General features: G+C 63.7%; 15 protein-coding genes and 4 tRNA genes. 17 read left to right on the top strand and 2 right to left on the bottom strand.

Annotated elements, in window-relative coordinates:
* Window positions 1–176 precede the first annotated feature (176 nt).
* From DEIPE_RS04765 to DEIPE_RS04825, 13 genes are all read left to right on the top strand, one after another.
* Window positions 177–252 (top strand) — tRNA-Thr (locus DEIPE_RS04765).
* Between the two features lie 32 nt (window positions 253–284).
* Window positions 285–370 (top strand) — tRNA-Tyr (locus tag DEIPE_RS04770).
* A gap of 87 nt (window positions 371–457) precedes the next feature.
* A tRNA-Gly gene (locus tag DEIPE_RS04775) sits at window positions 458–533 on the top strand.
* Between the two features lie 44 nt (window positions 534–577).
* A tRNA-Thr gene (locus DEIPE_RS04780) sits at window positions 578–652 on the top strand.
* 98 nt (window positions 653–750) lie between these two features.
* Window positions 751–1,968 (top strand): elongation factor Tu, encoded by a 1,218-nt coding sequence (gene tuf / locus DEIPE_RS04785; protein ID WP_015234848.1) that lies wholly within the window; start codon window positions 751–753, stop codon window positions 1,966–1,968.
* Between the two features lie 223 nt (window positions 1,969–2,191).
* Window positions 2,192–2,359, top strand: a complete 168-nt coding sequence (rpmG, locus tag DEIPE_RS04790) for a 50S ribosomal protein L33 (protein ID WP_015234849.1) — start codon at window positions 2,192–2,194, stop codon at window positions 2,357–2,359.
* Window positions 2,360–2,361: 2 nt separating this feature from the next.
* Complete coding sequence (gene secE, locus DEIPE_RS04795) at window positions 2,362–2,547, top strand: preprotein translocase subunit SecE (protein WP_015234850.1); 186 nt, start codon at window positions 2,362–2,364, stop codon at window positions 2,545–2,547.
* Window positions 2,544–3,119 carry a transcription termination/antitermination protein NusG gene (gene nusG, locus DEIPE_RS04800; RefSeq protein ID WP_015234851.1) on the top strand — a complete coding sequence of 192 codons (576 nt, stop codon included), beginning with the start codon at window positions 2,544–2,546 and terminating at the stop codon, window positions 3,117–3,119. Before secE ends, nusG begins: the two co-directional genes overlap by 4 nt.
* Window positions 3,120–3,304: 185 nt before the next feature.
* On the top strand, window positions 3,305–3,742 hold the full coding sequence (rplK, locus tag DEIPE_RS04805) for a 50S ribosomal protein L11 (RefSeq protein ID WP_015234852.1): 438 nt from the start codon (window positions 3,305–3,307) through the stop codon (window positions 3,740–3,742).
* The gene (gene rplA, locus DEIPE_RS04810) at window positions 3,735–4,421 is read left to right on the top strand and encodes a 50S ribosomal protein L1 (protein ID WP_015234853.1); all 687 of its coding nucleotides are present in this window, start codon (window positions 3,735–3,737) and stop codon (window positions 4,419–4,421) included. The genes rplK and rplA overlap by 8 nt, the downstream gene beginning before the upstream one ends.
* A gap of 129 nt (window positions 4,422–4,550) precedes the next feature.
* On the top strand, window positions 4,551–5,048 hold the full coding sequence (gene rplJ / locus DEIPE_RS04815) for a 50S ribosomal protein L10 (protein ID WP_015234854.1): 498 nt from the start codon (window positions 4,551–4,553) through the stop codon (window positions 5,046–5,048).
* 15 nt (window positions 5,049–5,063) lie between these two features.
* Entirely contained in the window at window positions 5,064–5,429 is a 366-nt protein-coding gene (rplL, locus tag DEIPE_RS04820) for a 50S ribosomal protein L7/L12 (protein ID WP_015234855.1), read from the top strand.
* Between the two features lie 145 nt (window positions 5,430–5,574).
* Window positions 5,575–5,937 (top strand): hypothetical protein, encoded by a 363-nt coding sequence (locus DEIPE_RS04825; RefSeq protein ID WP_015234856.1) that lies wholly within the window; start codon window positions 5,575–5,577, stop codon window positions 5,935–5,937.
* A gap of 44 nt (window positions 5,938–5,981) precedes the next feature.
* Here the strand turns inward: DEIPE_RS04825 and DEIPE_RS04830 are convergent, their stop codons facing one another.
* Complete coding sequence (locus DEIPE_RS04830) at window positions 5,982–6,752, bottom strand: PLDc N-terminal domain-containing protein (protein WP_015234857.1); 771 nt, start codon at window positions 6,750–6,752, stop codon at window positions 5,982–5,984.
* A gap of 443 nt (window positions 6,753–7,195) precedes the next feature.
* Between DEIPE_RS04830 and rpoB the strand changes: the two genes are divergently transcribed.
* The 3 genes from rpoB to DEIPE_RS04845 all read left to right on the top strand — a co-directional run bounded on the left by rpoB (window position 7,196) and on the right by DEIPE_RS04845 (window position 16,264).
* Window positions 7,196–10,639: a DNA-directed RNA polymerase subunit beta gene (gene rpoB / locus DEIPE_RS04835; RefSeq protein ID WP_015234858.1), complete on the top strand. Its 3,444-nt coding sequence runs from the start codon at window positions 7,196–7,198 to the stop codon at window positions 10,637–10,639.
* A gap of 85 nt (window positions 10,640–10,724) precedes the next feature.
* Window positions 10,725–15,302, top strand: a complete 4,578-nt coding sequence (gene rpoC / locus DEIPE_RS04840) for a DNA-directed RNA polymerase subunit beta' (protein ID WP_015234859.1) — start codon at window positions 10,725–10,727, stop codon at window positions 15,300–15,302.
* Window positions 15,303–15,385: 83 nt separating this feature from the next.
* Window positions 15,386–16,264 (top strand): NAD(P)-dependent oxidoreductase, encoded by an 879-nt coding sequence (locus tag DEIPE_RS04845; RefSeq protein ID WP_015234860.1) that lies wholly within the window; start codon window positions 15,386–15,388, stop codon window positions 16,262–16,264.
* A gap of 83 nt (window positions 16,265–16,347) precedes the next feature.
* Here the strand turns inward: DEIPE_RS04845 and DEIPE_RS04850 are convergent, their stop codons facing one another.
* Window positions 16,348–16,776 carry a hypothetical protein gene (locus DEIPE_RS04850; RefSeq protein ID WP_015234861.1) on the bottom strand — a complete coding sequence of 143 codons (429 nt, stop codon included), beginning with the start codon at window positions 16,774–16,776 and terminating at the stop codon, window positions 16,348–16,350.
* Between the two features lie 299 nt (window positions 16,777–17,075).
* Between DEIPE_RS04850 and pyrF the strand changes: the two genes are divergently transcribed.
* The gene (pyrF, locus tag DEIPE_RS04855; protein ID WP_015234862.1) at window positions 17,076–17,894 is read left to right on the top strand and encodes an orotidine-5'-phosphate decarboxylase; all 819 of its coding nucleotides are present in this window, start codon (window positions 17,076–17,078) and stop codon (window positions 17,892–17,894) included.
* Window positions 17,895–18,293: the final 399 nt, after the last annotated feature.

Raw genomic sequence — 18,293 nt, forward strand, 5'->3', positions numbered from 1 at the left:
CGACTGCCCGGATGGCGGTTGGCCAATCTGCTGGAAAGACTGCGCCTGCAGGGCCGTTCCGCGCCCTGTAGCTGCCTTGACAAGGATAGGGCACGGTGCTAGTATCCCAATCCGGAAGTCGGCGAGCAGGTGCCGCTTTCGCGCTCGGGAAGCAAGCGCTTCCGTGGTCAAGCGGTGCCACTCTAGCTCAATTGGTAGAGCACCCGACTTGTAATCGGAAGGTTAGGAGTTCAAGTCTCCTGAGTGGCTCCAAGGTTGTGGTGCAACACCCCACCTTTCGACTTGGGTAGGTGGCCGAGTGGTTAAAGGCGACAGACTGTAAATCTGTTCTCATACGAGTACGGCGGTTCGAATCCGCCCCTGCCCACCAAGTCTTGCCCACCGAGTCACGGGAAGAGCTCAAGTCGGCTAAGTCGGCGCACCGGTTCCCCCTGGTGCTGGAGAATATCCCAAGCAAGCGGGAATAGCTCAGTTGGTAGAGCGTCAGCTTCCCAAGCTGAATGTCGCGAGTTCGAATCTCGTTTCCCGCTCCAATGGCCCGTGTTTTGGGTCACCTTTGTAAGATGGTTCGGTCCATGCTCGTGTAGCTCAGTGGTAGAGCACTCCCTTGGTAAGGGAGAGGTCGTCGGTTCAATCCCGACCACGAGCTCCATATTCGGACGTGATGCCTGGCCCGCGACTTTGCGGGCCGCATTCTCGTAAGCCCTCAGTCCAAAGATTTGACACCACCCATCTTCAGGAGGAACTGCCATGGCAAAAGGAACGTTTGAGCGCACGAAGCCGCACGTGAACGTGGGAACGATCGGACACGTGGACCACGGCAAAACCACCCTGACCGCGGCGATCACCTTCACGGCGGCCGCAGTCGACCCGACCATCGAAACCCAGCGTTACGATGAGATCGACAAGGCCCCCGAAGAAAAAGCGCGTGGTATCACCATCAACACCGCGCACGTCGAGTACAACACCCAGGCGCGCCACTACAGCCACGTGGACTGCCCCGGACACGCCGACTACGTCAAGAACATGATCACCGGCGCAGCGCAGATGGACGGCGCCATCCTGGTGGTCAGCTCGGCCGACGGCCCGATGCCCCAGACGCGCGAGCACATCCTGCTGGCCCGTCAGGTGGGCGTGCCCTACATCGTGGTGTTCATGAACAAGGTCGACATGGTCGACGACGAAGAACTGCTGGAACTCGTCGAGATGGAAGTGCGTGAACTGCTGTCGCGCTACGAATTCCCCGGCGATGACCTGCCAGTGGTCAAGGGCAGCGCCCTGCAGGCCCTGGAGGCTTTGCAAGGCAACCCCAAGACCGGGCGTGGTGAAAACCAGTGGGTCGACCGCATCTGGGAACTGCTCGATGCGGTGGACAGCTACATCCCTACCCCCGAACGCGCCACCGACAAGCCCTTTTTGATGCCCGTCGAAGATGTCTTCACCATCACTGGCCGTGGCACGGTTGCCACCGGACGGGTGGAGCGTGGCATCGTCAAAGTGCAGGACGAAGTGGAAATCGTCGGTCTGACCGACACCCGCAAGACCATCGTGACCGGCATCGAAATGCACCGCAAACTGCTCGACCAGGGTATGGCCGGTGACAACGTCGGCGTGCTGCTGCGTGGTGTGGCGCGTGATGACGTGGAACGTGGTCAGGTGCTGGCCAAACCCGGCAGCATCAAGCCGCACACCAAGTTCGAAGCCAGCGTGTACGTGCTCTCCAAGGACGAAGGAGGACGCCACAGCGCCTTCTTCGGTGGCTACCGTCCGCAGTTCTACTTCCGCACCACCGACGTGACCGGCGTGGTGGAACTGCCCGAAGGTGTCGAAATGGTGATGCCCGGTGACAACATCTCCTTTGTCGTCGAACTCATCAAGCCCATCGCCATGGAAGACGGTCTGCGCTTCGCCATCCGCGAAGGTGGCCGTACCGTCGGCGCCGGCGTCGTCACCAAGGTGATCGAGTAAGTTTCAAGGCTTCCGAGCGGAGTGGCAAATGCCACTCCGCTTTTTCATGCGCGCTTTGGGCTTTTCTTTTGGGGGGCACTCGCGCTACACTACCCGTTGCACCAGGCAAGCGCCGGAGGTTCTCCCTCCGGCCTTTCCCTGAAAGCCCGCACAGCGCGCGTTGCCGACGGGAAGCCTGGGAGTCCGCACGGTTCAAGCCAAACGGACGAAAGGAGTCAAGGACATGGCCAAGGAAGGTCCTCGCATCAAAGTGAAAATGGAGAGCACGGCCGGCACGGGGTTCTACTACACCACCACCAAGAACCGCCGCAATACCACTGCCAAGCTCGAACTGAAAAAGTACGACCCCATCGCCAAAAAGCACGTTCCGTTCAAAGAAAAGAAAATCTAAGCATGAATGGACTGCTGCGGTACTTCCAAGAGGCGCGCGCCGAGCTGTCGCGCGTCACGTGGCCCAACCGCGCCCAGGTCCTCGAAGGCACGCAGGTCGTGCTGGTCTTCATCGTCGTGCTGACGCTCTTCTTGTTCGCGCTTGACTCGGTGCTGGCGGGCCTGATCCGGGTGGTGGTTCCGCAGTGAGCATCGAATGGTACGCCGTACATACCTACGTCGGCCAGGAAGACCGGGTCGAGACGAACCTCATGGAGCGCGCCAAAAAGCTCGGTCTGTACAACACCAAGATCTTTCAGGTGCTGCAGCCCAGCGAGGAAGCCGTGGAGTTGCGTGAAGGCGGCAAGAAAGAAACCGTCAAGCGCAAGCTGTTCCCCGGTTATATCTTCGTGCAGATGGACGTCGAGGACGACGAGGCGCCCGGTGAGCTGGGCGAATCCTGGGAAGCAGTGCGGGGCACGCCCGGAGTGACCGGCTTTGTCGGTACGGCCACCCATCCGGTGCCCCTTTCGCACGATGAAGTGCAGCGGCTGCTGCAGTCGGTCGGTGTCACCGCCAAGCAGGAAGCAGTGGCCGTTCCGCGTATCAAGGTCAACTTCAAGGAAGGTGACATGGTACGCGTCACCGCTGGCCCGTTTGCGGACTTCAGCGGTGTGGTGTCCGAAGTCAACCCCACCCAGGCCAAGGTGAAGGTGCTGGTGTCGATCTTCGGTCGGGAAACCCCGGTCGAGCTTGACTTTGCACAGGTCACCCGTGGCTGAACGCTCTTCTTGAAGTCTTTTCGCGCTCAGCGCGAAAACGCTCGGGATGGCTGGGCAAGCCCGGCCTCTTGAGCTAAACTGTGCAGGTTGCCTGCAAACGCCCCAAACGTGCGCAGGCGCTTAGCGTCAGCACCCCGACGGTCAGGACCTGAGTCCAGGCGCGGGGGAGCTAAGGAGGAATTGAAATGGCGAAGAAAGTCACTGGTTTTGTCAAGCTGCAACTGCCGGCCGGCAAAGCCACTCCGGCCCCGCCCGTGGGTCCCGCGCTCGGTCAGCATGGCGCGAACATCATGGGCTTCGTGAAGGAATTCAATGCGGCCACCGCTGACAAGGGCGACGCGATCATTCCCGTCGAGATCACCATCTACGCGGACCGCTCCTTTACCTTCATCACCAAGACGCCGCCGATGAGCTACCTCATCCGTAAGGCCAGCGGCGTTGCCAAGGGTTCGAGCAACCCCAACAAGGCCAAGGTCGGCAAACTGACCTGGGACCAGGTGCTCGACATTGCCAAAACCAAAATGCCCGACCTGAACGCGGGCAGCCTCGAGGCGGCCGCGCAGACCGTCGCGGGTACCGCCCGCAGCATGGGCGTCACCATTGAAGGGGCCCCCAATGCCTAAGCGCGGCAAACGTTACCAGAACCTCGCGGGCAAAGTGGACCGCAACAAGGTCTACACCGTCGAAGAAGCCACCAGCCTGGTCAAGGAGATCGCTACCGCGAAATTCGACGAAACCGTCGAAGTGCACTTCCGCCTTGGCATCGATCCCCGTAAGAGCGACCAGAACGTGCGTGGTACTGTCGCGCTGCCACACGGCACCGGCCGTACGGTGCGCGTGGCGGTCATTACCCAGGGTGACAAGATCGCCGAAGCCGAAGGCGCGGGCGCTGACGTATTTGGTGGCGCCGAGCTGATCGACCGTATCGCCGGGGGATTCATGGAGTTTGACGCCGTGGTGGCGACCCCCGACATGATGGCCCAGGTGGGTCAGAAGCTCGCCCGTCTGCTCGGACCGCGCGGTCTGCTCCCTAACCCCAAGAGCGGCACCGTCGGCCCCGACGTGGCGGGCATGGTGCGCGGCCTCAAGGCCGGTCGTATCGAATTCCGCAACGACAAGACCGGCGTCGTGCACGCCCCGATCGGCAAGGCCAGCTTCGAGGCAGGTAACATCGCTGAAAACCTGCGCGCCCTCGTTGGCGCGCTGGAAGGCGCCAAACCCGCTTCCGCCAAGGGCGTGTTCATCCGCAGCGTCTACATGACGACCACGATGGGCCCTTCCGTGCAAGTCGCGCTGGCCTGATTTTCCCTTCAGCACCCCGGTGCGTCAGCACCTTTCAAAGGCACCGAAGACAGCGGGGACCCTTGCCAGGTTTAAAAATCCCGCCGAGATGTCTCAGTTGCTTTCACGCACTGGACACAAGGAGCACCCGTGGCGAACCAACGCAACCAAAACAACCTCGCCGCGCTTCAGGAGAGCCTCTCGGGCGTTGACTCGTTTTACGTCGTCAACTACCAGGGCCTCACCGCAGGGCAGCTCAGCCGCCTCCGCAAGGATCTGGTGGCCAAGGGCGGGCGCATGATCGTCGCCAAGAACACCCTGATCAACCTGGCCCTGCAGGGCCAGGAGCGCGACTTCTCCGATATCCTGAGCGGCCCCAGTGCCATCGTGATCGCCCAGGACGACCCCGCGGGCGTCGCGAAGATCCTGTCGGATGCCAGCCGTGGCAATGACAAGGGCATTCCGGCCAGCAAGGGTGGATACCTTGAGGGCCGCAAAATCGACGTGGCCGTCATCACGCGCCTTGCGAACCTGGGCAGCAAAGACCAGCTGTACGCCGAACTCGTCGGCGTGCTGGGCGCGCACCTCAGCAACTTCGTCGGCCTGCTCGAAGCACTTCAAGAACAAAAAAGCGGCGAAGCCGCTTAAGGGAAGGACACCAACATGGCGTACAACAAAGAGCAATTCCTGGATGACCTCAGCAACATCACCCTCCTCGAACTCGCCGACCTGATCGACGCGATCAAGGAGAAGTTCAACGTCACGGCCGCCGTCGCCGTGGCCGGACCGGGCGCCGCCGTCGCCGCTCCCGTCGAAGAGAAGACCGAGTTCGATGTCGTGCTGATCGACGCGGGCAGCAGCAAGATCAACGTCATTAAGGAAATCCGCGCCATCACCGGCCTGGGCCTCAAAGAAGCCAAGGACCTCTCGGAAAAAGGCGGCGCCATCAAGGAAGGCGTCAGCAAGGACGACGCCGAGAAGTTCCGCGCCCAACTCGAAGGCGCCGGCGCCAAAGTCGAACTCAAGTAAGATTTTCCCCACCGGGAGTGCACCCGAGTCCGTCTGGACTCGGGTTTTTCGTTTGTCCGAGGCCGCGGCCACGCGGCCAAGTCACAGACCCAGTTTGGGAAAACGCCACAGCGACGCTTCAGCCAGATGCGCTAAGTTATCCGGAATGGCCGTCAACTCCTCGTTCTCTGTCGGTGACGTGGTCGTCATCGAACGCAAGCGGCGCCCTTGGCGCCTTACGACCGTCCAATCAATTCAGGGAGACCTGCTGCAGGTCAACGGCGGTCATCTCTACTCGGCCTCGACGGGGTGGCGCCTTGACGCCACGCACGGCAAGAGCGAACGGGTCACGCCGCTCACCCCGGCCAGAATGGATTATCTGCAGCTGGTGCAGTTTCAGAAAGCCGTGATCGGACTGGACATCACGCGGGTACCGCCCGAGCGCATTGCTCGTCTCGCCGAGTTGGCCAAGGCCTTCAGCGAAGCGTTACAGACTGACTTTACACCCAACGACACCGATACGGCCTGAGGGCCCTGAACGGTGAAGCCAGCATTTGCGCGTTCCATGCCGCTTTATTTCAGGTTTTGACGCAGCTGTTCGGCAAGACGAAACCATTCGCGTTCCTGGGTGCGGTACAGATTGTTGGCGCGCCGCTGGGTCTTTTCGACCTGAGCGAGCAGGACTTGCGCCTCTTCACGGCGGTCGCGTTGCAGCAGGAACTGTGCGTACTTGACGCGGGGTTCCTCACTGGTGGCGGTGTTCATGGCTTCCTGGTAATAGCGCTCGGCACGCTCGTGGTCACCCAGCCTGACCAGGGTGTCGGCCAGCAGCACCTTGGCCTTGCTTTGCAGGGCCTGTGAGCGCATCGAGTCGATCTGTTCGAGCAGGCTGCGGGCCTCCTGGTATTTTTCCTGGCGGTAGGCGAGGTCGGCCAGCTGATAGAGCAGGCTGGGGTCATCCTTGTAAATGCCGACGCGCGCCGGGGCAAGGATCTCCTCGGCTTCGCCATACCGCTGGGCACGGGCCAGTTCACCGGCCAGGGCAACCCGGTTTTGCAGGGTATCGAGCTCGGCGAGCGCTTCGCGGCGGGTCTTGATGCGTGATTCCTGCGAACGCAGGCCCTCGATCACGGGCTCAAAATTGACGCGCCGCACCCGCAGACCCGGCAGAATTTCCAGAAAGAAGTAAGCCAGCACGCCGATCACCGGAATAAAGAAGATCAGGAACACCCAGAAGATCTGACGGCGGTGGGTGAGCGCGTGAATGATGAAGGCGATCTGCAACGCGAAATGCAGATAGTACAGCACTGGATACTGGTACAGAAAGCCCGTCAGGAACGCCATAGGAGCGAGTTTACCAAAGCGGCCCTGCCATCACTGCGCACTTCCCTGCCATGTCTCCCGGCTTTGTGGCTTTTCAGGTTTCGCCTTGAAGGCCAGAGGGAGTCTTTAAGCTCAGCGCGAATGGCCCTGCGGTGGTGTACCATGTGAGAAACGTGTTCGGCCCATTCTCCGGGGTTATGCCTTCGTCACCGCTGCTTGACGCAAGGCTTTTTGGCCGCTAAACTACAGTTTGGTGACCATGATCGGTCTCCGGGGAGCTTCTTGCACTCGCGAAACAACGTTTATACAAGAGCGCCACTCCGCACGATTTCGTAAATCCAGGAGGCGAAAGGATTTCCTTTCGCCTCCCCTCAACCTTGCTATGTACTCCAGAAGTACGACCACGATCGGCGCTGGCAGGTTCGGGGAGAGGCTTCAAGACTTCTCACAACGTTGAGGTGTGAATGACACAACGTATCGAGCGCTTCGGCGAAATTGCCGAAGTCATCCCGTTGCCTGAACTGACCGAGGTCCAGGTCAACTCGTTCCGGCACTTCCTGCAGGACACCAAAGCTCCCGACCAGCGCGAGAACGCCGGTCTGCAAAGCGCCTTTCGCGAAGTCTTCCCCATCGACGAATCCGACCGCAATCGCAGCGCAGGCCTGGTGCTCGATTTTCTGGAGTACAAGCTGGGTGACGCGCCCTACACCCCGGAAGAGTGCCGCGAAAAAGACCTGACCTACCAGGCGCCCCTCTACGCCAAGCTGCAGCTGATTCACAAGGACAGCGGCCTGATCAAGGAAGACCAGGTCTTTCTGGGCGACCTGCCCCTGATGACCGAGGACGGCTCCTTTGTCATCAACGGCGCCGACCGCGTGGTCATCTCGCAGATTCACCGCAGCCCCGGCGTGTACTTCACGAGCTCCTACAAGGGCATCAAGAAGATCTACACGGCTGCCATCATCCCGATGCCCAAGCGCGGCCCCTGGATTGAACTGGAGTTCAACGGTGGCGTGCTGGAAATGAAGGTCAACAAGCGCAAGTTCCCGGTCAGCATGCTGCTGCGCGTGCTTGGGCACGACGACACCAGCATCAAGGCGCTGTTCACGGAATTTGACGAGGGAGTGGAGCTTCCCGAGGACAAGTCGAGCGGCATGAACGCCGACGAAGCCCTGCTGCGCCTCTTCACGGTCCTGCGTCCCGGTGACCCACCCAAGCGCGACAAGGCGATCACCTACCTCTACAGCCTGCTGGCCGATCCCAAGCGCTACGACCTGGGCAAGCCCGGGCGCTTCAAGATGAACCGCAAGCTCGGCACGACGCGCGACGACGCCACGCTGCTGACCTTCGAGGACGGCAAGTTCCAGGACGCCGGCCTGATCGAGACCATCCGCTACCTGCTCGCCCTGACCTACGGCCGTGCAGAACTCACCGTCGGCGCGGACGAGGACGGCGTGGCCCAGACCGTGCCCGTCGAGGAAGACGACATCGACCACCTCGGCAACCGCCGCGTGCGCACGGTGGGCGAACTGCTCGCCGACCAGCTGCGCGTGGGCCTGGGGCGCATGGCGCGCGGTGTGCGCGAGCGCATGCTGCTCGGCAACCCCGACGCTGCCACCCCCACCAAGCTGGTCAACAACCGTCCCATCGTGGCGGCCATGCGTGAATTCTTCGGCCGCAGCCAGCTCTCGCAGTTCAAGGACCAGACCAACCCGCTGGCCGAGTTGCGCCACAAGCGCCGCATCTCGGCACTCGGACCGGGCGGCCTCACGCGTGAGCGCGCCGGCTTTGACGTACGCGACGTGCACCGCACACACTACGGCCGCGTCTGCCCCATCGAGACGCCCGAAGGCGCCAACATCGGCCTGATCTCCTCGCTGGCGTCGTTTTCCAAGGTCAACGACCTCGGCTTTATGGAAGCGCCCTACCGCCGCGTGGTGGACGGCAAGGTCACCGACCAGGTCGAGTACATGACGGCCGACATCGAGGACCGCTACGCCATCGCGCAGGCCAACACCCCGCTCGCGCCGGACGGCTCCTTTGCGGTCGACCGCGTGCTGGCCCGCCGCCGTGGTGACCCCTTCCTGATGGACCCGGCCGAGATCCAGTACATGGACGTGTCGCCCAAGCAGATCGTCTCGATCTCCACCTCGCTGATTCCCTTCCTGGAGCACGACGACGCCAACCGCGCCCTGATGGGTTCGAACATGCAGTCGCAGGCCGTGCCGCTGGTGCGCGCCGAGAGCCCCGCCGTGGGCACCGGCGTCGAGGAGCGCGTCGTGCGCGACTCGGGCACCAGCGTCGTCGCCGACGTGACGGGCCGCGTGTCCTATGTGGACGCCCGCGCCATTCAGGTCACCCTGACCGAGGACCAGCCGGGGCTGGCACTCTTCAAGAACAACGTCCGCACCTACGACCTGGTGCGCTTCACCCGCAGCAACCAGGGCACCAACCTCGACCAGCGCCCGATCGTGTCGGTCGGTGACGTGGTCGCCCCGGGCCAGGTACTCGCCGACGGCCCGGCCAGCGAACTCGGCCGCCTGGCCCTCGGACAGAACATCACCATCGCCATCATGCCCTTTGACGGCTTCAACTTCGAAGACGCCATCTGCATCTCCGAAGGCCTGGTGCGCAAGGACTTCTACACCTCGGTGCACATCGAGAAAGACGAAGTCGAGGCGCGCGACACCAAGCTCGGCCCCGAGAAGATCACCCGCGACATCCCGGGGCTCAGTGAGGCCGCCCTGCGCGACCTCGACGAGGACGGCATCGTCCGCGTCGGCGCGGAAGTCAAGCCCGGCGACATCCTGGTCGGCAAGACTTCCTTCAAGGGAGAAAGCGAGCCCACCCCGGAAGAGCGTCTGCTGCGCTCGATCTTCGGTGAGAAGGCCCGTGAGGTGAAGGACACCTCGCTGCGCGTGAGAAGCGGTGAAGGCGGCATCGTCGTGAAGACCGTGCGCTTCCGCCGCGGCGACGAGGGCGTGGACCTCAAGCCCGGCGTGCGTGAAATGGTGCGGGTATACGTCGCCCAGAAACGCCGCCTGCAGGTGGGTGACAAGGTCGCCAACCGCCACGGCAACAAGGGCGTGGTCTCCAAGATCCTGCCTCCCGAAGACATGCCCTTCCTGCCCGACGGCACCCCCGTCGACCTGGTGTTCAACCCACTCGGCGTGCCGAGCCGCATGAACCTCGGGCAGATTCTCGAAACGCACCTCGGTGAAGTCGCGCGCCTCACGGGCCAGAAGTTCGTGACCCCGGTGTTCGACTCGGCCACCGAGGACGCCATCAAGGAAATGCTGCAGGTCGCCGCTGCCGAGCGCATCGACGATCGCAAGCGTGGTGGCTTTGAGACCGACGTGCGCGAAGCCGAAGTGCTCGAGCGCGCCGGCAAGCTCGGCGTGATCGACCGACCGAGCGGCGACTACGACCAGTCGCAGATCGAACTCGCGCGCACCGGCAAGACCGTGCTGTACGACGGGCGCAGCGGTGAAGCGATCAGCGGACCCGTGGTGGTCGGCACCATGTACGTCATGAAGCTCTACCACATGGTGGAAGACAAGCTGCACGCCCGCTCCACCGGCCCCTACAGCCTGATCACCCAGCAGCCGCTGGGCGGCAAGGCGCAGTTCGGCGGTCAGCGCTTCGGCGAGATGGAAGTCTGGGCGCTCGAAGCCTACGGCGCCGCGCACACCCTGCAGGAAATGCTCACCATCAAGTCCGACGACATCGAAGGGCGCGACGCCGCGTACCAGTCGATCGTCAAGGGCGACGAGGTGGCCGCCAGCACCATTCCCGAGTCCTTCAAGGTGCTCGTGAAAGAACTCCACTCGCTGGGTCTCGACGTCGAGGTGCTCGACGACGGCGACAAGCCGGTGGACATCTTCGAAGGGATGATGCCGCGCCGCTAAGGTGCTTTTGCCGGGGTGAACCCAACCTCGCCCCGGCATTCCTCAACCCCGACGACAAGCCGCTCTACCCAACAGGAGCACCGCTTTGAAAGATTTCAGCAAAGTACGCATCGCCATCGCCAGCCCCCAGCGCATTCGCGACTGGAGCTATGGCGAGGTCGAGAAACCCGAAACCATCAACTACCGTACCCTCAAGCCCGAGCGCGAAGGCCTCTTCGACGAGCGCATCTTCGGACCGCAAAAGGACTACGAGTGCGCCTGCGGCAAGTACAAGCGCCAGCGCTACGAAGGCAAGGTCTGCGAGCGCTGCGGCGTGGAAGTCACCAGCAGCAAGGTCCGGCGTTACCGCATGGGTCACATCGACCTCGCGACGCCCGCCGCGCACATCTGGTACGTCAAGGACACCCCCAGCAAGATCGGCACGCTGCTCGACCTCTCGGCGGCGCAGCTGGAAAAAGTGCTGTACTTCAGCTCCTTCCTGGTGATCGATCCCCAGAACGCCCAGAAGGACGGGCGCCCGCTCAAGCGCGGTGAACTGCTCAGCGACGAGGAGTACCGCGAGCTGCGCTTTGGCCGTCAGGAAACCTACAGTCTGCCCGTGGGCGTCGAGGCCAACATTCGTGACGGCGAGTACGTCACGCGTGGCCAGAGCCTCGGCGGCAACGTCGTCAGCAAGATGGACGGCCTCGCGCAGTTCCGCTTTCCGCGCCGCGCGGAGATCGCCTACCGCGAGGAAGCGCAGGCGCGTGTACTGCTGCCCGAAACCGCCCTGGTGGCGCAGGAAAGCTTCCGCGCCGGTGAGATCCTGGCCGAGCTCGAAGAAGGCTACACCATCACCTCCCCGGTGGACGGCATCGCCTTCCTGCACGACCTCGGCGAGGACAGTGTGCTGGTCGACGTGAGGAGTGACGAGGACGAAATCCTGGCGCGCGTGTACGTTCCGCACGGCATGGACGTCACCGTCGCGCAGGGTGAGCGCCTGGAAGCCGGTACGGCCCTGGCGACCGCCACCTCCGGTGCGCGCCTGCGCGTCAGCCGTGCCAGCCGCCTGGAGAACCTCAAGACCGGTAAAAAAGGTGACACCACCGTCACCCTGCACTGGAACCGCACCGAGAGCTACCCCATCAATCCCACCATGCACGTTCTGGTGGGCGACGGCAGCGAAGTGCGTGCCGGCCAGCGCATCATCGGCGCCATCGACGAAGAGCAGATGGTCACCGCCGAGCGTGACGGCGTCATCACGCTGCACGCGCCGGCCAGCATCATCGTCAGCAAGGCCAAGGTGTACGCCTATCAGGACGAGCCCCTGGTCGTGAACGGCGACCGCGTCGATCCCGGCGATGACCTCGCCGACGGCGGCGCGCTGCGCAGCGAGATCTCGGGCCGCATCGAAATCGACCTGGTGCGCAAGCAGGTCCGTGTGATCGAGTCTTACGACTTCACCGCCAAGATGGGCGCCGAGGCCGTCAAGGAGCTGCTGGACGACATCGACCTCGTGACGCTCGAAGCCGAGCTCAACGAGCAGATGAAGGACAACAGCCGCCACAAGCGGGCCAAGGCCCGCAAGCGCCTGGAAGTCGTGCGCAGCTTTGTCAAGAGCGGCAACCACCCCTCGTGGATGATCCTGGAGACCGTGCCGGTCATGCCGCCCGATCTGCGCCCCATGGTGCAGGTGGACGGGGGCCGCTTCGCGACTTCGGACCTCAACGATCTCTACCGCCGCCTGATCAACCGCAACAACCGCCTCAAGAAACTGATGGGGCAGGGCGCGCCGGACATGATCATCCGAAACGAAAAACGCATGCTGCAGGAAGCCGTCGACGCATTGATCGACAACGGCCGCCGTGGCAGCCCCGTCACCAACCCCGGCTCCGACCGCAGCCTGCGCTCGCTGACCGACCTGCTGGGCGGCAAGCAGGGACGCTTCCGTCAGAACCTGCTCGGCAAGCGCGTGGACTACTCGGGCCGCAGCGTGATCGTGGTCGGTCCGCAGCTGCGCCTTCACCAGTGCGGGGTGCCCAAGCGCATGGCGCTCGAGCTCTTCAAGCCCTTCCTGTTCCGGGTGCTCGAGGAGAAGGGCGAAGTCACCAACATCAAGCAGGCCCGCAAGATGCTCGAGCGCTACCGTGACACCCGTGACAGCGTTTGGGACGCCCTTGAAGAGGTCATCGAGGACAAGGTCGTGCTGCTCAACCGCGCACCGACCCTGCACCGCCTGGGCATTCAGGCCTTCGAGCCGGTGCTGGTGGAAGGGCAGTCCATCCAGCTGCACCCCTTGGTCTGTGAAGCCTTCAACGCCGACTTCGACGGCGACCAGATGGCCATTCACGTGCCCCTCAGCGCGCAGGCGCAGGCCGAGGCGCGCATTCAGATGCTCAGCGCGCACAACCTGCTCTCCCCGGCCAACGGCGAGCCGAACGTCAAACCCAGCCGTGACATCATCCTGGGCATCTTCACCCTGACCCAGCTGCGCAAGGACAACGAGGGCCAGGGCCGTGAATTCGCCAGTCCGCAGGAGGCGCTGGCAGCCTTCGAGGCGGGCGAAGTGCGCCTGAACTCGCAGATCGTTGTGAACGGCAAGGAAACCTCGCCGGGCCGCCTGAAGTACAACTTCTCCAGCCCCGACGAGGCGATCCTGGCCGTCGAGCGCGGAGAGATCGATTATCAGGATCACGTGCGCATCCGCGTCAAGGGCCAGTCTTACGAGACCAGCGCCGGACGCGTGATGTTCCGCCGCCTCGTGCAGGAAGCCCTCGGCGACCACCGCAGCGAGCTGGTCGACGCCCTGGTGGACCTCAACACCGCCTACGAAAAAGACGGCCTCAAGGACATGATCCTGGCCTGCTTCAAGACCCTGGGGATCGAGGCGACCGCGCAGCTGCTCGACGCCCTGAAGGACAGCGGCTTCCGCCTGTCCACCACCTCGGGCATCACCATCGGCATCGACGACGTGGTGATTCCGCCGGCCAAGCAGGGCATCCTGGCCGAGGCCGACGGCAAGCTCAGCGAGATCGAGCAGAACTTCGACTTCGGCTTCCTGACCGAAGAAGAGCGCTACAAGCAGGTCGTGCAGTTGTGGAACGACACCACCGACAGCGTCAAGAACGCGGTGTTCGAGAACTTCTCCAAGAACTACCCCTTCAACCCGCTGTGGATCATGAGCCAGTCGGGCGCGCGTGGTAACCCCCAGCAGATCCGTCAGCTGGCCGGCATGCGCGGTCTGATGGCCAAGCCCGACGGCAGCACCATCGAGGTGCCCATTCGCGCCAGCTTCCGTGAAGGCCTCACGGTGCTGGAGTACTTCATCAGCACGCACGGCGCCCGTAAGGGTGGCGCGGACACCGCGCTGCGCACCGCCGACTCGGGCTACCTGACCCGTAAACTGGTCGACGTGGCGCACGAAATCGTCGTGCGTGACGTGGACTGCGGCACCACCGACTACACCGTCATGCCGCTCGGTCACACCGACGAGCGCACCGGTGAGTGGCGCAGCCGCAAGGCCAGCGAGATCGAGACTTCGCTCTACGGCCGCACGGTCACGATGGACGTCGAACTCGGTGAGCGCACCATCTACGCCGGGGACATGCTGGCGCTCGAGGACATCAAGGCGATCACCAAGAACGCCCAGAGCATCGGCGAGGTGTTCGTGCGTACGCCGCTCAACTGCCGTGTGCGCTCGGGTGTCTGCCAGCGCTGCTATGGCTACGACCTTTCGCAGGCCAAGCCGGTCAGCATGGGCGAAGCGGTGGGCGTCGTGGCCGCCGAGTCGATCGGCGAGCCCGGCACGCAGCTCACCATGCGCACCTTCCACACCGGTGGTGTGGCAGGCGGCAGCGACATCACCCTGGGTCTGCCCCGCGTGATCGAACTGTTCGAGGCGCGCAAACCCAAGAACCAGGCCGTGGTCGCCGACCGTGACGGCGCCGTGCGCCTCGAGGAAGACGACGAGCGTTACCTCGTCAAGATCGAGGCGGACGAAGCCGAGTACAGCTCCAAGACCGCCATCAAGGTCAACAAGGCCATGCGCCTGATCGTGCGTGAGGGGGACCGCGTGAATGCCGGCGATCCGCTGACGCGTGGCGCCGTGAACCCGCACGACCTGCTGACCTACCGCGACATCGAGGCCACCCAGCGTTACCTGGTGGAAGAAGTGCAGCGCGTATACCGCAGCCAGGGCGTGAAGGTGCACGACAAGCACATCGAGACCATCGTGCGCCAGATGCTGAAGTACGTGGAAATCAGCGACGGTGGCGACACCCCGCTGCTCGAAGGCCAGACCGTCGAGCGCTGGGATGTTGAGGCCATCAACGACGCCCTGGAGGCCGGCAAGACCCCGGCGAGCTGGAAGCCGGTGCTGCTGGGCATCACCAAGTCGAGCCTCAGCACCCAGTCGTGGCTCTCGGCGGCGTCCTTCCAGCACACCACCCACGTGCTGACGGAAGCCAGCATCAAGGGTCAGGTGGACGACCTGATCGGCCTGAAGGAGAATGTCATCCTCGGGAAGCTGATTCCGGCCGGAACGGGCCTCGACCTCGTGCGCAAGTCGCAGGTGGCCGACGACCGCACCATCGAGCGCTACCGTCCCGAGATCGGCGACCTGCCGCGCCGTGACGCGCCGCGCCCTGAAACACCCACCAGCATTCAGCCCGGTTACGACGACTGAGCAACCTTTCAAAGCCCCCTCCCGAGCGGGAGGGGGCTTTTTTCATCTCTTTGGGTCGGCTGGCTTCGGGTAGGCTGGTCAGCATGAACGTCACCGTTGCTTTTGTGGGCCTGGGCGCCATGGGGTACCCGATGGCCGCGCACCTGTCGCGCCGCTTCGAGACCCTGGTGTGGAACCGCACCCACGAGAAAGCCCTGCAGCACGCCGCCGAGTACGGTTCACGGGCCGTGACGAGCGTGGCCGCCGCTGCCGAGGCGGATATCCTGTTTACCTGCCTGCCCACCTCGGCTGAGGTGGCCGCCCTCGCCGGGGACGTGATTTCCGGCGCCGGCAACGGGCTGGTATGGGTCGACTGCACCAGCGGCGACCCGGAGGTGACGCGCGAGCTCGCCGTGCGGCTGGCCGGTCAGGGCATCGAGTTCGTGGACGCGCCCCTTTCGGGGGGCACTGCGGGCGCGGAGGCCGGCAAGCTCAGCGTGATGTTCGGCGGCGCGGAGAGTACCCTGGAAGAAGTTCGGCCCGCGCTGGAAGCCTTTGCCACGAAGATCGTGCGGGTGGGCGAGGTGGGCAGCGGGCACGCCGTCAAGGCCATCAACAACGCGCTGCTGGCCGTGAACCTTTGGGCGGCCGGCGAGGGCCTCGCGGCGCTCGCGGCCCTGGGCGTGGATGTGGGCGCGGCCCTGGAGGTCATCAACGCGTCCTCAGGACGCAGCAACGTCACCGAGAACCTGATTCCGCAGCGGGTGCTGACCCGCACGTTTCCGGCGACCTTCAAGCTGGCGCTGCTCGCCAAGGACGCGGGCCTCGCCATGGACGTGGTGCGCGGCGCGCGGGCGAGTGCTCCCGTGATCGCCATGACCGAAAGCCTGATCCGGGCCGCCGTGAACGAGATCGGCCCGGACGAGGATCACACCGCCGCGCTGAAACTGATCGAGCGCTGGTCGAAAACCGAAATCAGATAACCCGCTTGATCGGAAGCTGAAGCCCGGTGACAGAGCGCCGGGCTTCGGCTTGACGTACCCGGCAGAAGGGCAAGAGCCACGGCTCAACGACGCGCGATGACGTCCAGCGGGGAAAGACGGGTGTACATGTCTCCCCCGGCGTCGCTTGAGGTGAGTTTGCACTCGGCCAGGAAAGCGGTACTCTGCCTCGACTGCTCATCGACCAGATAGCCGGCGATGGCGACGGCCACCGGGTCATTGGGATTGGGGTCCACGATCAGCGCGTAACTGCGCCGGGTCGGGCCATGTTCCATGACCGACCAGCCACGCTGCCGCAGGGTGTTGAGCAGGAAGCGGGCCGCGCCTTGCGCGTCTCCTTCCACCTCCCAGACCTCGGGTTCAGCGCACTCCACTTTTGGCAGCAAGGCCATGATTTCCGAGACTGCTTCACCGACTGCCGGGGAACCGTTCGACTGGGCCGAGACAAAGCCGCCCAGCGCGAGCGCCGCACCAAGTGCCCACGTTCGCCACATGTTGTGTCTCCACTGTTTCTCACCCGAAGGTGAAGCTGGACTCGCGCTCCCAAGCCGCCACGCTGCACGCTGCCTTGCTCTGCTCCTTGACCACTGAGGTCAGGGTTGCCTCAGGGTAGTCTCTTTGTGAGGAAGGAGGAGTAGAAGCGTCCCGTAAGATCTTGCCTAAACGTACAGGTGGTCTTGGTTTCGTCTTAGCAGGGCATATGAGGCTGCCTTCTGCCTGAGCCATTGGATACAATCGGCGCGATGATTAGCTCTCCTTCGCCCGAGCGTTCTGCCACCAGAAAGCGTTCTCCATGACGGCCACTCCGCTGCCGTTTCAGGAGCAGCTGCGCCAGCGCACACTGACGTATGGCACCCGCCTGTGCCTCGGCCTCGATCCACGGCTGGACGCTTACCGGGATGTCGCACACTTGCGTGAGCACACCCTGGATGTGCTGGAAGCCTGCGCGGGGCTGGTCGCGTGCGTCAAGCCCCAGCTGGCCTTTTATGAAGTGCTGGGTCCCAGTGGATACCCGCTGCTGCAGGAAGTCTGCGCACTGGCGCGCACGCTTGGCCTTCCAGTGCTGCTTGATGGCAAGCGCGGAGACATTGGCAGCACCGCGCAGGCTTACGCGCAGGCCTGGCTGAGCGGCCCGCACGCGGGCAGCGCCCTGACAATCAACGCCTACCTGGGCTGGGAAACCCTCACGCCGTTCGTCGAAGTGGCGCGCGCACACGGCGGCGGCGTGTTCGTGCTCGTCAGGACCTCCAATCCCGGCAGTGCCGATCTTCAGCAGAGCGGCGTGGCCGAAAAGGTCGCCGCGCAGGTGGCACAGCTGGGTCAGGAAGAGGACGGTGACCTGTCGTGCGTCGGGGCCGTCGTCGGGGCGACCCACCCGGAAGAGCTGGAGCACTTTCGCGCCCTGATGCCCAAGGCGACGCTGCTCTTGCCGGGCCTGGGCGCGCAGGGTGCACGGGCCAGTGATCTGGCTCCGGCCTTCCTGCCCGGCGGCGTGGGCGCGGTCGTGTCGGCCAGCCGCGGCATCCAGTACGTTCAAGGGCTGGACGTGCGGGCCAGCATGGAGGCGGCCCGGAACTTCCGGAACGAGCTGAACGCGGCGCTGACTACCTGAAGCCAGGCTGATGCCCGGGTGGAGCCGCCTTGCGGCCTCTCACACCGACACCGAAAAGCTGAAACTTGCTCAAGGCGTTCGCGAGACGTGGTGAGATCCCTAGCACTTTGCCCAAGGGCAGGCAGGGAAAACGCGTGTTACGGTAAAAAAACAAGGTCACCGCACGCGCGGTGGGAATCCCGGCTTCCATAAGCCGGGCTGGGCGGAGTCTGTCGGTTGGACTCCGCCCATGTCGTTTTCTGTATTTGCGTGGAGCTTCGGATTTGCGTGGAGCCTCGGCTCTCCGGCCGCACCGCAGGGCGTGGCAGGATCCACGATTTCCACTCCCGACCGCTCGACCGAGCAGGTTCATCCAATCACACGACGCGTCGACGGACTTTTCGCACAGGATTTCGCACA

The organism is Deinococcus peraridilitoris DSM 19664 (assembly GCF_000317835.1).
Lineage (GTDB): Bacteria > Deinococcota > Deinococci > Deinococcales > Deinococcaceae > Deinococcus_A > Deinococcus_A peraridilitoris.

Bases quoted from the DNA above. Each gene is read 5' to 3' on its own strand.
- tuf (WP_015234848.1), top strand. From the start codon at position 751: ATGGCAAAAGGAACGTTTGAGCGCACGAAGCCGCACGTGAACGTGGGA.
- rpmG (WP_015234849.1), top strand. From the start codon at position 2,192: ATGGCCAAGGAAGGTCCTCGCATCAAAGTGAAAATGGAGAGCACGGCC.
- secE (WP_015234850.1), top strand. From the start codon at position 2,362: ATGAATGGACTGCTGCGGTACTTCCAAGAGGCGCGCGCCGAGCTGTCG.
- rplK (WP_015234852.1), top strand. From the start codon at position 3,305: ATGGCGAAGAAAGTCACTGGTTTTGTCAAGCTGCAACTGCCGGCCGGC.
- rplA (WP_015234853.1), top strand. From the start codon at position 3,735: ATGCCTAAGCGCGGCAAACGTTACCAGAACCTCGCGGGCAAAGTGGAC.
- rplL (WP_015234855.1), top strand. From the start codon at position 5,064: ATGGCGTACAACAAAGAGCAATTCCTGGATGACCTCAGCAACATCACC.
- DEIPE_RS04825 (WP_015234856.1), top strand. From the start codon at position 5,575: ATGGCCGTCAACTCCTCGTTCTCTGTCGGTGACGTGGTCGTCATCGAA.
- DEIPE_RS04830 (WP_015234857.1), bottom strand. From the start codon at position 6,752: ATGGCGTTCCTGACGGGCTTTCTGTACCAGTATCCAGTGCTGTACTAT.
- rpoB (WP_015234858.1), top strand. From the start codon at position 7,196: ATGACACAACGTATCGAGCGCTTCGGCGAAATTGCCGAAGTCATCCCG.
- DEIPE_RS04845 (WP_015234860.1), top strand. From the start codon at position 15,386: ATGAACGTCACCGTTGCTTTTGTGGGCCTGGGCGCCATGGGGTACCCG.
- DEIPE_RS04850 (WP_015234861.1), bottom strand. From the start codon at position 16,776: ATGTGGCGAACGTGGGCACTTGGTGCGGCGCTCGCGCTGGGCGGCTTT.
- pyrF (WP_015234862.1), top strand. From the start codon at position 17,076: ATGACGGCCACTCCGCTGCCGTTTCAGGAGCAGCTGCGCCAGCGCACA.